The 12,639-nt window shown below is 71.0% G+C and carries 13 protein-coding genes; 2 read left to right on the top strand and 11 right to left on the bottom strand.

Annotated elements, in window-relative coordinates:
• Window positions 1-20: 20 nt before the first annotated feature.
• From ABZS66_RS19805 to ABZS66_RS19785, 5 genes are all read right to left on the bottom strand, one after another.
• Window positions 21-548, bottom strand: a complete 528-nt coding sequence (locus tag ABZS66_RS19805) for a hypothetical protein (protein WP_354759568.1) — start codon at window positions 546-548, stop codon at window positions 21-23.
• A complete protein-coding gene (locus tag ABZS66_RS19800) occupies window positions 548-1,570 on the bottom strand; it encodes an MBL fold metallo-hydrolase (RefSeq protein ID WP_354759566.1) in 1,023 nt (340 codons plus the stop codon). Before ABZS66_RS19800 ends, ABZS66_RS19805 begins: the two co-directional genes overlap by 1 nt.
• Window positions 1,567-3,408 carry an NAD(P)/FAD-dependent oxidoreductase gene (locus ABZS66_RS19795; RefSeq protein ID WP_354759564.1) on the bottom strand — a complete coding sequence of 614 codons (1,842 nt, stop codon included), beginning with the start codon at window positions 3,406-3,408 and terminating at the stop codon, window positions 1,567-1,569. The genes ABZS66_RS19800 and ABZS66_RS19795 overlap by 4 nt, the downstream gene beginning before the upstream one ends.
• A gap of 94 nt (window positions 3,409-3,502) precedes the next feature.
• Window positions 3,503-5,041 (bottom strand): AMP-binding protein, encoded by a 1,539-nt coding sequence (locus tag ABZS66_RS19790; RefSeq protein WP_354759562.1) that lies wholly within the window; start codon window positions 5,039-5,041, stop codon window positions 3,503-3,505.
• Window positions 5,042-5,081: 40 nt separating this feature from the next.
• The gene (locus ABZS66_RS19785) at window positions 5,082-5,657 is read right to left on the bottom strand and encodes a DUF2889 domain-containing protein (protein ID WP_354759560.1); all 576 of its coding nucleotides are present in this window, start codon (window positions 5,655-5,657) and stop codon (window positions 5,082-5,084) included.
• A 107-nt stretch (window positions 5,658-5,764) separates the two neighbouring features.
• On the opposite strand from ABZS66_RS19785, the gene ABZS66_RS19780 reads away from it, so the two are divergent.
• The gene (locus tag ABZS66_RS19780) at window positions 5,765-7,006 is read left to right on the top strand and encodes a cytochrome P450 (RefSeq protein WP_354759558.1); all 1,242 of its coding nucleotides are present in this window, start codon (window positions 5,765-5,767) and stop codon (window positions 7,004-7,006) included.
• Window positions 7,003-7,218: a ferredoxin gene (locus ABZS66_RS19775; RefSeq protein WP_354759556.1), complete on the top strand. Its 216-nt coding sequence runs from the start codon at window positions 7,003-7,005 to the stop codon at window positions 7,216-7,218. Before ABZS66_RS19780 ends, ABZS66_RS19775 begins: the two co-directional genes overlap by 4 nt.
• On the opposite strand, the gene ABZS66_RS19770 is transcribed toward ABZS66_RS19775, so the two are convergent.
• From ABZS66_RS19770 to ABZS66_RS19745, 6 genes are all read right to left on the bottom strand, one after another.
• Window positions 7,202-7,654 (bottom strand): nuclear transport factor 2 family protein, encoded by a 453-nt coding sequence (locus ABZS66_RS19770; protein ID WP_354759554.1) that lies wholly within the window; start codon window positions 7,652-7,654, stop codon window positions 7,202-7,204. The genes ABZS66_RS19775 and ABZS66_RS19770 overlap by 17 nt on opposite strands.
• Window positions 7,651-8,670, bottom strand: coding sequence for an LLM class flavin-dependent oxidoreductase (locus tag ABZS66_RS19765; protein ID WP_354759552.1), 1,020 nt, complete (start codon window positions 8,668-8,670; stop codon window positions 7,651-7,653). Before ABZS66_RS19765 ends, ABZS66_RS19770 begins: the two co-directional genes overlap by 4 nt.
• Window positions 8,671-8,760: 90 nt before the next feature.
• Window positions 8,761-9,687, bottom strand: a complete 927-nt coding sequence (locus ABZS66_RS19760) for an SDR family NAD(P)-dependent oxidoreductase (RefSeq protein WP_354759550.1) — start codon at window positions 9,685-9,687, stop codon at window positions 8,761-8,763.
• Window positions 9,671-10,150 (bottom strand): nuclear transport factor 2 family protein, encoded by a 480-nt coding sequence (locus ABZS66_RS19755; RefSeq protein WP_354759572.1) that lies wholly within the window; start codon window positions 10,148-10,150, stop codon window positions 9,671-9,673. Before ABZS66_RS19755 ends, ABZS66_RS19760 begins: the two co-directional genes overlap by 17 nt.
• Before the next feature lie 21 nt (window positions 10,151-10,171).
• On the bottom strand, window positions 10,172-11,716 hold the full coding sequence (locus ABZS66_RS19750; RefSeq protein ID WP_354759548.1) for an AMP-binding protein: 1,545 nt from the start codon (window positions 11,714-11,716) through the stop codon (window positions 10,172-10,174).
• 22 nt (window positions 11,717-11,738) lie between these two features.
• Window positions 11,739-12,599 (bottom strand): cyclase family protein, encoded by an 861-nt coding sequence (locus ABZS66_RS19745; protein WP_354759546.1) that lies wholly within the window; start codon window positions 12,597-12,599, stop codon window positions 11,739-11,741.
• Window positions 12,600-12,639 lie beyond the last annotated feature (40 nt).

Here is a 12,639-nt window from a genome sequence, read left to right as displayed (position 1 = left end):
CGAGATCTACCCCTCGTGCATTACACACTTTCCCACCACGACGCTCTTCCGATCTCCCGGCGCCGCCGCGCGTCGGCGGCGTCGGCGCGCCGGCGACCCGGATGCCGGCGCAGGTAGGCCGAGGCCCGCAGTGCGGACACCACGGTGTCGGTCAGCCCGAGCGGCTGCTCGCCGACCGGGTCGAAACCGGCGCGCGACGTCCGTTCGGGGTCGCCTTCGCTGGCCCGGCCCCAGGCCGCGACCAGTACCCTCGTCGCCTCGTGCGCCTGCAGCCGCGCCACGGCCAGCGACACCGCCACGAGGCCGTCGTCGGAGACCCGGATCTCGTCCCGCAGGTACGCTCCGGCGGCGGGCCCCGTGATCATGCTGGACAGCGAACGCCCGTCGACGAGGTCGTGCGCGGCGATGACCACGGCGTCGATGTCGGCCATGGTGCAGCCGGCGTCGGCGAGGGCACCGGCGACGGCGCCGAAGATGAACTCGGGGAGGGAGCGGCTCGCGTCGCCGGTGACGACGTCGGCGCTCACGCCCTGCACGACCGGCCGCATCACGGCACCGCGTAGAGGACGACGTCGTCGGCGCTCGCCGCGAGCTCGCCCTGGTGTACCAGGAAGGCGAGGTGGGCGCGGGTCTCGGTGACCGCCAGGGTCTGGTTGAACGGGTCGAGCTCGGCGAACGCGCGCTCGTGCCGCGTCCAGGGCAGTTGCTCCGCGACCTCGGCCGCCGTGGACGAGGTGAGCCGGGCCGCCGCGGACCGGGTCTGTTCGAGCCGGCGGCGATGGTGCTCCACGAGTTCGTCGATGCGGGCGTGCACGCGCCCGTCCGCGGGGCCGTGCGCCGGGAGCAGCCGTGCGTCCGGCAGTTGGCGGACCCGCCCGAGCGAGTCCAGGAACGAGACGAGCGGCTGCTGCTGCGGTACCGCCTCGAAGCCGATCGACGGCGTGATGTGCGGCAGGATCTGGTCGCCGGTGAACATCAGCTCCTCCTCCCCGAGGTACAGCACAATGTGGCCCTGGGTGTGGCCGGGCGTCTCCAGCACGCGCAGGGTGCGCTGCCCGACCTTGACCTCGCCCTCGCCGAGCCACACATCGGGAAGCTCCCAGCACTCGGCCACCGGGTCGGCGGCGGCGTCGTCGCGCGACATGAACTCCGCGAGGTGCGGGGCGCCGGCCTCGATGAGCTGGGCGGCCTGGAGCCGGTGGCGCGGCCCGTGCCCGGCGATCCAGGTGAGCGAGTCCCGTTCGCCACGGCCGACCGCGACCGGTGTGCCGTACTCGGTGCGCAGCCACACGGCGAGGGTGTAGTGGTCGATGTGGGCGTGCGTCACGAAGGTGCGCGTGATGTCGGCGGGGCGGTAGCCGATCGAGTTGAGCGAGGCGGCGAGCACGTCGAAGGCTTCCGGGATCGCCCATCCGCCGTCGATCAGCGCCACGCCGTCGCCGTCCTCGATCGCGTAGACGTTGACGCCTTTGAGCCCGTCGTCGCGCAGTGGCAGCGGAAGCCGGTGGATCCCGGGGGCGATCGGGAAGGCGCCGGGCTCGGTCCAGGCGCCCGCCCCCGCGCGGGTCACGCGCCCTCCAGGATGGTGGTCCGGCCGGTCGTGTCGTACCGCGTCGACGGCAGCGCGGTCTCCGGAGCCGAGATGCCCTCGAGGTCCGCCTTGATCAGCAGGGACAGGAACCGCGAGTAGAGCCGGCAGTCGAGCAACGAGCCCCCGGCGATCCAGAGGCCCTCCTGGGCGGTGCGCTGCCACACGTTGCGCATGATGTAGTTCTCGTCGAACCCCCACACGGGCCCGACCTTGTCGGCGATCTCGTCGCCCAGCATGGCGCGGATGCCGTCCTGCTGGTCCCGGTAGCCGGTCGCGAGCACGACGAGGTCATAGTCGCGCACCTCTGCGCTCTTGAGCCGGATCCCCCGGGCCACGAACGTCTCGTACTCGTCGGCCTGCATCAGCGCGATCTCGCCCGACACGATCAGGTCGGAGGCACCCACGTTGATGTAGTACCCGCCGCCCTTGCGCAGGTACATCATGTGGAATCCGGTCACGTCGGTGCCGAAGTCCAGCTTGAACCCTCTGGCCGACAGGCCGTCGAGCAGCGCCTGGTCGAGGTCGCACGTCTTCCTCGTCAGGAACTGGTAGCTGCTCTGCAGTACCGGAAAGGGGATCGCGGCGGTGACCAGGTCGACGTCGTCGGCCGGCGGCCCCTCGGAGTAGACGGCGTAGACCATGGTGCCGCACGGGATCAGGCTCACCACACAGGTGGGGCTGCGCTGCATCAGCGTCACCTCGGCGCCGTTGCTGCACAGGTCCTGGGCGATGTCGTGGCCGCTGGTGCCCGTACCGACGACCAGGGCACGCTTGCCGGCGTACGGAACGCCGCTGGTGAACCTCCCCGAATGCAGCACCGTGCCCTCGTAGTCGTCGAGGCCGGGCAGGGCGGGGACGTTGGGCACCCCGCTGGTGCCGCCGGTGGCGAGCACCAGATGGGGCACCGTGACGTCGCGGATGCTCCCGTCACCGCGGCGGAGCCGGACCGTCCAGCTGCCGGCCTCACGGTCGTAGCCGGCCGACTCCGCCTCGGTCGACGTCCAGACGTTGAGCTCCATCGTCTCGGCGTAGCTCTCGAGCCAGTCGGCCAGCTTGTCCTTGGGTACGAACGCCGGCCAGGTGTCGGGAAACGGCAGGTATGGCAGGTGGTTGGACCACACCTCGTTGTGCAGGGTCAGGGAGTGGTACCGGTTGCGCCAGTTGTCACCGACCCGCGGGTTCTTCTCCACCAGCAGGGTCTTCACGTCGAGCTGACCGAGCCGCGCGGCCAGCGCGAGGCCGGCCTGGCCCGCCCCGACGATGAGGACGTCAACACCCTCGTTGGCGGACTCGACCGCCTTGCGCCGCTCGTCCGCCCAGTTGTCGCCGGCGAAGTTGTGGGAGTACTGCAGGCCGGACGGGCGCCGCCCGCCGGTCCTGGGCTCGAAGTCCCGCAGCTCCTGCAGGGTCGTGAGGAGGATCCAGACCCTGGGCTCGGCGGTCGAGCCCGGCTGGTGCAGGAGCCGGACGAACCCGGTGCCGGTGCCGACCGCGGTGTCGAAGTCGAAGTACGCCTCGATCACGTCCTTGGCGGAGCGCCGCACCAGCCGGGCCGAGGTACGGCCGGATGCCTTGCGCACGTTGCGGGGACGGGTCGCCGCGATGGTGGCGCGCAGGCCGGCCTCGATGTCGGACCGCCCGCCGAACGTGCGGTAGCCCCAGGTGAAGGCGAGCGCGTCCTTCCAGTAGCTCTCCTCGGCGAAGGAGCCGAGCACCTCGGCGACGTCCTGACGCTCCAGGGCGTCGCCGAAGCGCCGCAGCCACGCGAAGTAGACCTCGTCGGGATCGGTCGCTGGGTCGGTCTGGTTCGAGGTCATGTATCGGTCCTTGGCAGTCGCTGACTGATGCGGGTCTCATTTCACCCGCTCCCACATCTCCAGTCAACACATGCGTTGACAGGAGTTCCGAGGATCACGCCCCGCTGACGCGACGGCTCTCGGTCGCCCAGTACGGCTCCTTGACGAGCTTGCGCTGGAGCTTGCCGACCGGGCTGCGCGGGAACGGCTCGGTACGGAACACCACGCGACCCGGCCGCTTGTAGGCACCGAGCTGGTCGCGGCAGGCCGCCACGATCGTCTCCGCCGTCACCACGGCGCCCTGCTCGAGGATCACCTCGGCGACCGGGGTCTCCCCCCAGCGCTCGTGGGGCGCGCCGACGACCACCACCTCACGAACGCCGGACAGCGCACCGACGACCCGTTCCAGCTCGGCCGGCCAGATGTTGAACCCACCCGACACGATCATGTCGTCGACCCGGTCGGTGATGTACAGGAAGCCGCGGGCGTCCAGCCGGCCTACGTCCCCGGTCAGCACCCAGCCGTCGACGAGACGGCGGGCCGTCTGCTGCGGGTCGTCCCAGAGCCCGGTCATCTGACCCTCGCAACGGATCGCGATCTCGCCCTGCTCACCCGCGGGCAGCGACAGGTTCCCCTCGCCGCGGATCTCCAGCTCCGCGAACGGCATCACCCGTCCGGCGGACAGGACGGGGTCGGAACCGGGGAGGTCCCGGAACCACTCCTGCGGGCCCATGAAGGTCACCGGGACGGCCTCGGTCTGCCCGTACATCTGATACAGCGTGTCGCCGAAGACGCGATGGGCCGCCCGTGCGGTCTTCTCGCTGATCGGCGCCCCGGACACCATCACGACCTTGAGCGCCGGCAGGTCCTGGGGCGCACCGCCGACCCGCTCGATGATGTCGGCGAGCATCGTCGGTACCGCGAAGAAGTGCGTGATCCGGTCGGTCCGGAGATCCTCGATCACCTGCTGCCCGTCGAACGACGGCGCGAGGATGTTCACACCGCCGCCGAGCCAGATCGGCAGGAACAGGTAGCCCGAGCCGTGCGAGATCGGGCCCACGTGGAGCATCGAGTCTCCGATGTTCACCGGCGGCAGCTGGTAGAACCAGTCCCGCGTCGCGCTCATCCACGCCCGGTGCGTGTAGGCGACACCCTTGGGCCGGCCGCTGGTGCCCGCGGAGTGCCGGATGATGAAGACGTCGTCGAGACCGACCGCCGGGTCGGGATCCTCGTCGGAGAAGCCGGCCAGCCACTCCTCGTAGCCCTCGTCACGGACGAGGATCCGCAAGGCCGGGAGCCGTTCGCGGACGCCCTCCAGCTCGTGGGCGTACTGCTGGGCGACGACCACCGCCTTGCACTGCGTGTGCTCCAGCATGTACGCGTGCGACTCGGCCGAGTTGCGGCGGTAGAGCGGCACCCGGACGAAGTTCCCCGCGGCTGTGCCGAGATAGAAGTCGGCCGCTTCGAGCGAGTTGTCCTCCAGCACGGCGACCCGTTCACCCGGTTTGACCCCCAGGTCCCCCAGCGCGTTGGCCAGGCGGACGCCTCGTTGCCACGCCGCCGCGAAGGTCAGTTCGCGACCTCCGCTGCGCACCGCGACCAGGTCGCTGTGGAACCGGGCCGAGCGCCGCATGGCCGTCCTCACGTCGAGCATTTCGCCCTCCAAGGATGGTCGGACTAGAACATGACCAGCGTCACAGCGAAGGTGGCGTTTCGTCAACACCATCGTTGATTCTGTCGAGCACGCGCCCCATCGCCGGGCCGTCGGGGCGCAGGCCGTAGCAGGCTCCGGACAGGCCGGGAGCGACGCGCGCCGCCGCCCGGGTCCAGCGCCCGTCCCGCCTGGTGTCGGGCGTGTACGCCACCTCCGGGTTGATCCTGAGGAAGATCACCATCGTGGTGAGCTCGCTGAGCCCGAGCAGCAGCGTGTTCACGTGGGTGCATCCGCGCGAACCGCCCAGCGCCGCCAGCACCGTACGGCGCCAGCCCGCGGCCACGGACTCCCCGATGAGCTGCGCGGTGGGCGGAATCGCGAAGGGACAGTCGTCGTACGGGTGGGTGTGCGCCTCCACCCTGAGCTCGCGCAGTACCAGCCGAGGCCCTTCGACCACCCCCTCGGCGCCGAAGTCGTGGATGGTCACCGACTCGCCGGGGAAGTTGCCGTGGGCGGCCTTGTCGGTCAGCCGGGCCACGAAGCCGAAGCGCTCACCCCCGAGTGGCGTGGCGTCCAGGGTCTTGGTCCGGCTCTTGGTCGTCCTCTGCTCGCCCACCCTGGGCACCTCCGTGACTCGGTCTGAGCGCATTCGGTCATCAACGGTAGCGTTGACACTTCCAGACTGTGGCGTCACGATGGGTGCGTCAAGGCGAAGGAGCGAGGATGCCCGAGACCCTGTCGGCCGCGCCGCAGTCGTTCGACGACCTGCTGAGCGAGGCGGCCGTCCAGACCCCGACCGAGTTCTACAACCGGCTGCGTGAACAGGAGCCGGTCTACTGGAACCCGCGCTGGAACGGCTGGATCGTGACCGGCTACCGGGACGTGATGGCCGGCTTCCGCGACCACGAACGGCTGTCCTCGGACCGCTTCGCCGGCCCCTTCGCGAAGGACATGGCCGACTCCGGGTCGCGTTACCGGCAGCTGATCGACTTCATGAACCACTGGATGTTCACCAAGGACCGGCCGTACCACACCCACCTGCGGTCACTGGTCAACACGGCCTTCACACCACGCAGCGTGGAGGTGCTCAGACCCCGGATCCAGCAGCTGACAGCCTCGCTCGCCGAGTCGCTGCGCGGCCGGGACCGGGTCAACCTCATGGCGGAGTTCGCCTTCACCCTGCCGGTGATCGTCATCGCCGAATACCTCGGGATCCCGCCCGAGTCCCGCGAGAACCTACGCGCGTGGTCCGACGACCTCGGCGCGGTCGTCTTCTTCCAGGGTGGGAACCAGGACCGGTTCGAGACCGGCGGCAAGGCGATGGAGCAGCTCGCGGAGCTGATCCGCCCGATCGTCCGGGACCGGGCCAGGAATCCGCGGGAGGACCTCATCTCGGGCATGGTGCACGCCGAGCTCGACGGTGACCGGTTCCTGGAGGACGAGATCATCTCCAACGTCGTGCTGATGGTGTTCGCCGGCCACGAGACGACGATGAACCTGATCGCCAACGGTGTCGTCGCCTTCGACCGCTTCCCCGGCGAGTGGCAGCGGCTGGCCGACGACCAGGGGCTCGCCCGGACCGCGGTCGAGGAGGTGCTGCGCTACGACGGCCCGATCCGGGCGCTGGCCCGGTGGGCGAGGGAACCGTTCGAGCTGAGCGGCCGGCGGATCGACACGAACGACCGGGTCCTGCTGGTACAGCACGCGGCCAACCACGACCCGACGTTCTTCCCGCACGCCGACCGCTTCGACGTCGGACGGTGGCCGAACAAGCACCTGGCCTTCGGACAAGGCATCCACACCTGTGTGGGCGCCCCGCTGGCCCGGCTGGAGGCGCAGGAGGCGTTCGCCTACCTGGCCCGGGAGTTCTCCGCCGTCGAGGTGCTCACACCCGACCTGCGCTACAGCCGCAACCTGGTCTCGCGCAGCCTGCTGGGCCTCGAAGTGCGGCTGCACGAGCGATGAGCGGACCCGCGCCGGAGCGGCCCCGGGCAACCGTCGACCACGACCTGTGCGCCGGGATCGGTCAGTGCCTGCTGGAAGCGCCGGGCGCGTTCCGGTTCGACGCGGAGGGCATGTCGACCTTCGACCCGCACGGCCCCTGGACCGAGACAGCGGTGCGGCGGGCCGCGGACGCCTGTCCCATGGCGGCCATCAGCGTCACGACGGACGGCTGAGGGAGCGGGTGGCGCCCCGTTCGAGGTGCCATGAGGTGATGAGCCAACCGTGCTCGCCGCGGCGGTACCGCTCGACGTAGGTCCCCAGGCCGATCCAGCCCGGACGATGCGGGTCGTCCCGTTCGACGAGGTCGAACATCGACCAGGTGGCGGTGGCATGGTCGTCGTCGGTGAACTCGAACCGGGGCATGAATCCCAGGTGGGTCGACCGCCCCGGCTCGACGGTCGCCGTGACGAAGGCGATGAAGTCGTCCGGCCCGGCAAGGTCCGGAAGCCGCGCCGAACTGGTGAACGTGCAGTCATCGGCGAAGAGGCCGCGCAGGCGGTTCCACTCCCGCCCGTCCACCCACGCGAAGTACCGCGCCTTGAGCAGCCGGAGTTCTTCGATGTCGGTCAGCCGACGCACCTGCGCGGCCAGCGCCTCGAACTCGGTCACGGCGGCGAGTGCCGGTAGGAGTCGACGTCGACCTGCGTCAGCGCCACCCGCGGGAGCACCCGGTCCGCGATGAGCTCCAGGCTCTCCCAGGACAGGTCCGGGTCCATGCCCCCGGCCAGGGGCGGGATCGTGAGCTGCCCGGCCGGGCCGAGCTGCTCGCACAGCGCCACCGCTTCGTCCGGGGTGACGACCGGGTAGGCGCCGCTCGCCCGCAGCGAGTCGGTCGTCGCGTGCTCGGCGTACCCCGTCAGCACCCCGGACTGCCGGGCCAGCGCGCCGTAGGCGTTGCTCTCGTGCAGGCAGTACGGCGCGATCCTGCTCCACGCACGCTCGGGGTCCTCGGCGACGTGGACGAACGGCGGGCCCGCCGGCGGCAACGGCCCCGGCGTCGCCCGCCCCAGCGCGGCCACCGCCTCCTGGTAGGCACCGAAGTGCCGGTTGCGCACGGGCAGGAAGCCGTCCGCGATCCGGGCGGCGCGGCGGGCCGCGGCCTCCGACGCGCCGCCGAGGAGCAGCGGAGGACCGGGCGACCGGTATGGGCGCGGCGTGACCCGCACCCGCCGGCCGTCGAGCTGGAAGACCTCCCCCGTCCACGCCTGGCGGATTACCTGGACGGCACGCTCGACCAGTCGTGGCCGGTCGGCGGACGCCACCCCGAACATCGCGAACTCGTCGTCGGAGTAGCCGGCCGCGGCCACGACGACCAGCCGGCCCGCGGACATGAGGTCCAGCACCGCGAGGTCCTCGGCCAGCCGGACCGGGTCGTGCAGCGTCACCACCAGCGCCTGCAGCAGGATCGTCACCGTCGACGTGACGGCGGCGACGCCTCCCGCGGCGACGAGCGGGGACGGCAGGTAGCCGTCGTCCATCCCGTGGTGCTCGCGCACGGCGATGCGCGAGAACCGGTGCCGGTCGGCCCAGGCGGACTGCTCCAGCATCGTGCGGTACTGGCGGGCGCGGGCCTGCGGGTCGGCGAACGGGAGCCGCAGGTCGTACACGAGGCCGATGTCAACCACGCCGGCTCACGCGCCCTCCGCTGCACTCCGGCCGCGCGAGTTCCCCACTGCGCCGATCGTGAGCGGCCCCTCCGCTGCGCTGCGGACCGCTCACCCCAGGGCCTCCATGAACAGCTTGAGCTCGTCGGAGAGGTGCACCGGGACGAGCAGTTCGTCGCGGTCGGTGATCCGCCCCCAGTTGTCGCGGACGTCGTGCCACGTGTGGCCGGGCCGCATCCAGCCCCGGGTCTCGGTGACCACCACCTCCGCGACCCGGCCTCCGCCGACCGCGAAGATCCGGCCGGTCACGTCGCAGTCGGGGTGACACAGCCACGCCACGGTCTGCGACACCTGCGCGGCGGGCATGCGCCGGAAGAGGTCGCCGACGACGTCGGCGGCCCGGTCGCGGTCGCCGGCCGAGGAGCTCATCGCGGTGAGGGCCAGCGGCGCGATCGCGTTGACGTTGATGTCGAGGCCGGCGGTCTCGGACGCAAGCATGCGGGCCATCCCGACGACGCCCATCTTGGCCGTGCCGTAGCTCGCGTTGTTCGCCGTACCGTAGATGCCGGCCGCGGACGACGTGACCACGACCCTGCCGAAGCCCGCGTCGAGCATGTGTGGCCAGGCGGCCCGGGTGAGCTCGTAGGCGCCGTGCACGTGTACCCCGATCACCGCTTCCCAGTCGCTGCGGTCGCGCTTGCGCAACGGCCCGTCGCGCAGGATCCCGGCGTTGTTGACCACGATGTCGACGCGGGAGAACGCGCCCATCGCCTCGGCCACGATCCGCTCGCCCGCGCCCTCCTCGGCGACGGATGCGTGCACCGCGATCGCCCGGCCGCCGGCGGCCTCGATCTCGGCGACGACGGCCTCGGCGGTCGTCACCGCCGGGTCCGGGTCCGACGGCACCCGCAGGTCGTTGACCACGACGGAGGCGCCCATGGCGGCGAGCGTGCGGGCATGCGCACGGCCCAGGCCCGCCCCGGCACCGGAGACGACGGCGACTCGTCCGGCCAGCGGCTGTTCATCGGTGATGGTCACGCGACGTCCCTTCCTTCGGGTCCCAGGATCTGACGGGTGGTACGGCATCCATGCGGAGCCGGTGCTGGCGGAACGAGGTGATGACCCAGCGCCCTTCGCCGTTCTTGGCCAGTTCGTCGAGGTAGAAGCCGTAGCCCTGGTACCGCAGCGCGCCGTCGTCGGTCTCGACGTAGTCGTGCAGCGCCCAGGTGCCGGTGGCCGTCGTGGCGGAGGTCAGCGTGATCTCGGGTGCGTGCACCTGGTGCACGCTCACGCCCGGGGTGATCCGCCGGGCCACGCGGTCGAAGAAGTCCCGCGGACCCGTCACGTCGGCGTGGACGGGATGGGTGAACACGCAGTCCGGGCTGAAGAGCTCGACGACACCTGTCCAGTCGCGCAGGTCGACGAGCCGGCAGTACCTCGCCTTGACCTGCTTGATCGCCTCGATCTCCCACAGCACCTCGGCGGCCGGGAGACCCGTCATGGTCACGGTCTGTCCTGCCGGTCAGGCCGAGGCGCCGAGTGTGGTGGACCGGTCGGCCCAGTACGGCGCCCGCAACTGCTTGCGCGAGATCTTGCCCAGCGGCGTGCGCGGCAGCCCGTCGGTGCGGATCTCCACGGCGGTCGGTTTCTTGTACGAGCCGAGCCGGAGGCGGCAGGACTCGATCACGTCCTCCTCGGTCAGCTCCGCACCGGGCGCGACGGCGACCATCGCCATCGGCGTCTCCCCCCAGCGCTCGCTGGGGATGCCGAAGACGGCGACCTCCTGTACGCCGGGCAGGTCCATGATCACGGACTCCAGCTCGGCCGGCCAGATGTTGAACCCGCCGGAGATGATCAGCTCGTCCTTGCGGTCGTGCAGGTAGAGGAAGCCGTTGTCGTCGATCCTGCCGATGTCGCCGGTCAGCACCCAGCCGTCGACGAGGCGCTTGGCGGTCATCTCCGGGTCGCCCCAGATGAGGGTCATCTGTCCGTCGCTGCGCAGCGCGATCTCACCGATCTCGCCCGGCGGCAGGGGTTGGTTGCGCTCGTCGCGGATCTCGATCTCGGTGTAGGGCATGACGCGCCCGGCGCAGGCCAGCGGGTCGGAGCCCGCGAACGTGTTGAACCAGTCCTCGGGGCCGATCCACGTGCCGGGGACGCACTCGGTCTGCCCGAACATCTGGTAGAGCTTCGGTCCGAACAGCTCGTGGGCCGCGATGATCGTGCGCCGGTCGATGGGTGCCCCGCCCAGCACGAACGCCTTCAACCCGGAGACGTCGGTGCGGCTGGCGCCGACCTTCTTGGTCAGGTCGGCGAGCATCGTGGGGACCCCGAACACGTAGGTGCCGTCGAGGTCGGCGATGAGGTGCATGAGCCGTTCGGGGTCGAATCTCGGCTCCAGGACGTTGCAGCCGCCGGCGAGCCACATCGGCACGAACAGGTAGCCGGAGCCGTGCGAGATCGGCCCGACGTGGATGGCGTGGTTGCCGGCGGCGAACGGGGGCAGGCCGAAGGTCCAGTTCCGCTCGGTGTTCATCCACGCCTCGTGGGTGAACGCGATCCCCTTGGGAATACCGGTGGTCCCGGCGGAGTGCCGGATCACGTAGAAGTCGCCCGGCGAGACCTCGGGGTCGGGGTCGACCGCGGGGAACCCGGCCAGCCAGCGCTCGTAGCCCTCGTCACGCACGATGACGTGCTGCAGCCCGTCGAGGTTTCCTTCGAGGTTCCGTACCTCGTCGTACTGCTCGGCGCCGACCACGAGGATCGACGAGCCGCTCTGCTGCAGCATGTGGCGGTGCGCCTCCTCGCTGTTGCGGCGGTAGAGCGGGACGCGCACCGTGTTGCTGATGGCGGTACCGAGAAAGTAGTCCGACGACGCCAGCACGTTGTCTTCGAGCACGGCGATCCGGTCGCCCGGCTTGGCACCGAGGCTGATCAGCGCGTTGGCGAACCTGATCCCCCGCTCCCAGGCCTCGGCGAAGGTCAGCGTGCGCCCCCCGGCCATCACCGCCGGGCGGTTCCGGTGGAAGCCGGCCGCTCGGCGCATCGCGGTTCTCACGTCGATCATGGAATCTTCCTTTCGGCGGGCGTCACACGACCGCGACCGGAGCTACCGGGCTTCCGACCGCTCCGACCAGCGGCAACGGGGACAACACGAACAAGAACTCGGGCCGGCCCGCGGCGCACAGGGCGTCGAGGGCCATCAGCTCGGCGAGGTAGACGCCGTGGCCGCGGATCAGCTCGATGTGCAGCGGCACCTGGCAGGCCGGGTCGAAGGAGGGGAACACCTCGACCGCCGGGTTGTCGGCGCCGACGAGCACCACCTGCCGCTCCGCCAGCCAGGTAGCGCAGTCGTGGTGCAGGCCCGGCCAGGAGGTGCTGTCGGCGTCGCCGGCGAGCGCGGCGGCCAGCCATCCCGTCCTGACCAGGAGCGCGTCGCCCGGTTCGAGGTCGACGCCGGCGTCCGCCACCAGGGCGGCGAGCTCGTCGCGGTGGACCGGGTCGGCCGGGGACCGGACCCCGCCCGGACAGGTGTCGACCACGACGCCGCGGGTCACGATCGGGGGCATCCTGTCGATGCCGAGGTGCCGGGCACCGCGACTGGTCACCTCGCGGGCCGGGAAGCCGTTGTACATCAGTCCGTCCCGCCAGACGTGGGCGAGGGCGTCGACATGGGTCGCGCCGTGCGTCGGCAGCGTGATGACGTCGTCGGCGTAGCCGAAGCCGGCCCGCTCCGGCAGCCCCGCGGCGTAGTCGGCGCCGGTCCGGATCATGAGGTGCACGGGCGCGGCCCGCCCGACCAGCCCGTAGCCGACGCCGTTGCGGATCGGTGCCGCCAGCGGGAGCGCGGTCCCCGTGCGCACGGCCGCCAGACCGCGACGGACGGCCTCGGGTCCGACGGCCCGGGCCGCTCCGATCTCATCATTGGCGACGTGGCGCTGGTCACTCACGGGGTCATCGTGTCTCCGGAACCCACGCTTGTCAACACTC

Origin of the sequence: Dactylosporangium sp. NPDC005572 (genome assembly GCF_040605515.1) — a bacterium.
Taxonomy (GTDB): Bacteria; Actinomycetota; Actinomycetes; order Mycobacteriales; family Micromonosporaceae; genus Dactylosporangium.
The sequence above is the reverse complement of the archived record's forward strand: the minus strand, read 5'-3'. Positions and strand labels throughout refer to the sequence as shown.

What these genes read in the sequence shown, in the direction of transcription:
- ABZS66_RS19775 (WP_354759556.1), top strand. Translation starts at nt 7,003, where the DNA reads ATGAGCGGACCCGCGCCGGAGCGGCCCCGGGCAACCGTCGACCACGAC.
- ABZS66_RS19750 (WP_354759548.1), bottom strand. Translation starts at nt 11,716, where the DNA reads ATGATCGACGTGAGAACCGCGATGCGCCGAGCGGCCGGCTTCCACCGG.
- ABZS66_RS19780 (WP_354759558.1), top strand. Translation starts at nt 5,765, where the DNA reads ATGCCCGAGACCCTGTCGGCCGCGCCGCAGTCGTTCGACGACCTGCTG.
- ABZS66_RS19795 (WP_354759564.1), bottom strand. Translation starts at nt 3,408, where the DNA reads ATGACCTCGAACCAGACCGACCCAGCGACCGATCCCGACGAGGTCTAC.
- ABZS66_RS19755 (WP_354759572.1), bottom strand. Translation starts at nt 10,150, where the DNA reads ATGACGGGTCTCCCGGCCGCCGAGGTGCTGTGGGAGATCGAGGCGATC.
- ABZS66_RS19805 (WP_354759568.1), bottom strand. Translation starts at nt 548, where the DNA reads ATGCGGCCGGTCGTGCAGGGCGTGAGCGCCGACGTCGTCACCGGCGAC.
- ABZS66_RS19790 (WP_354759562.1), bottom strand. Translation starts at nt 5,041, where the DNA reads ATGCTCGACGTGAGGACGGCCATGCGGCGCTCGGCCCGGTTCCACAGC.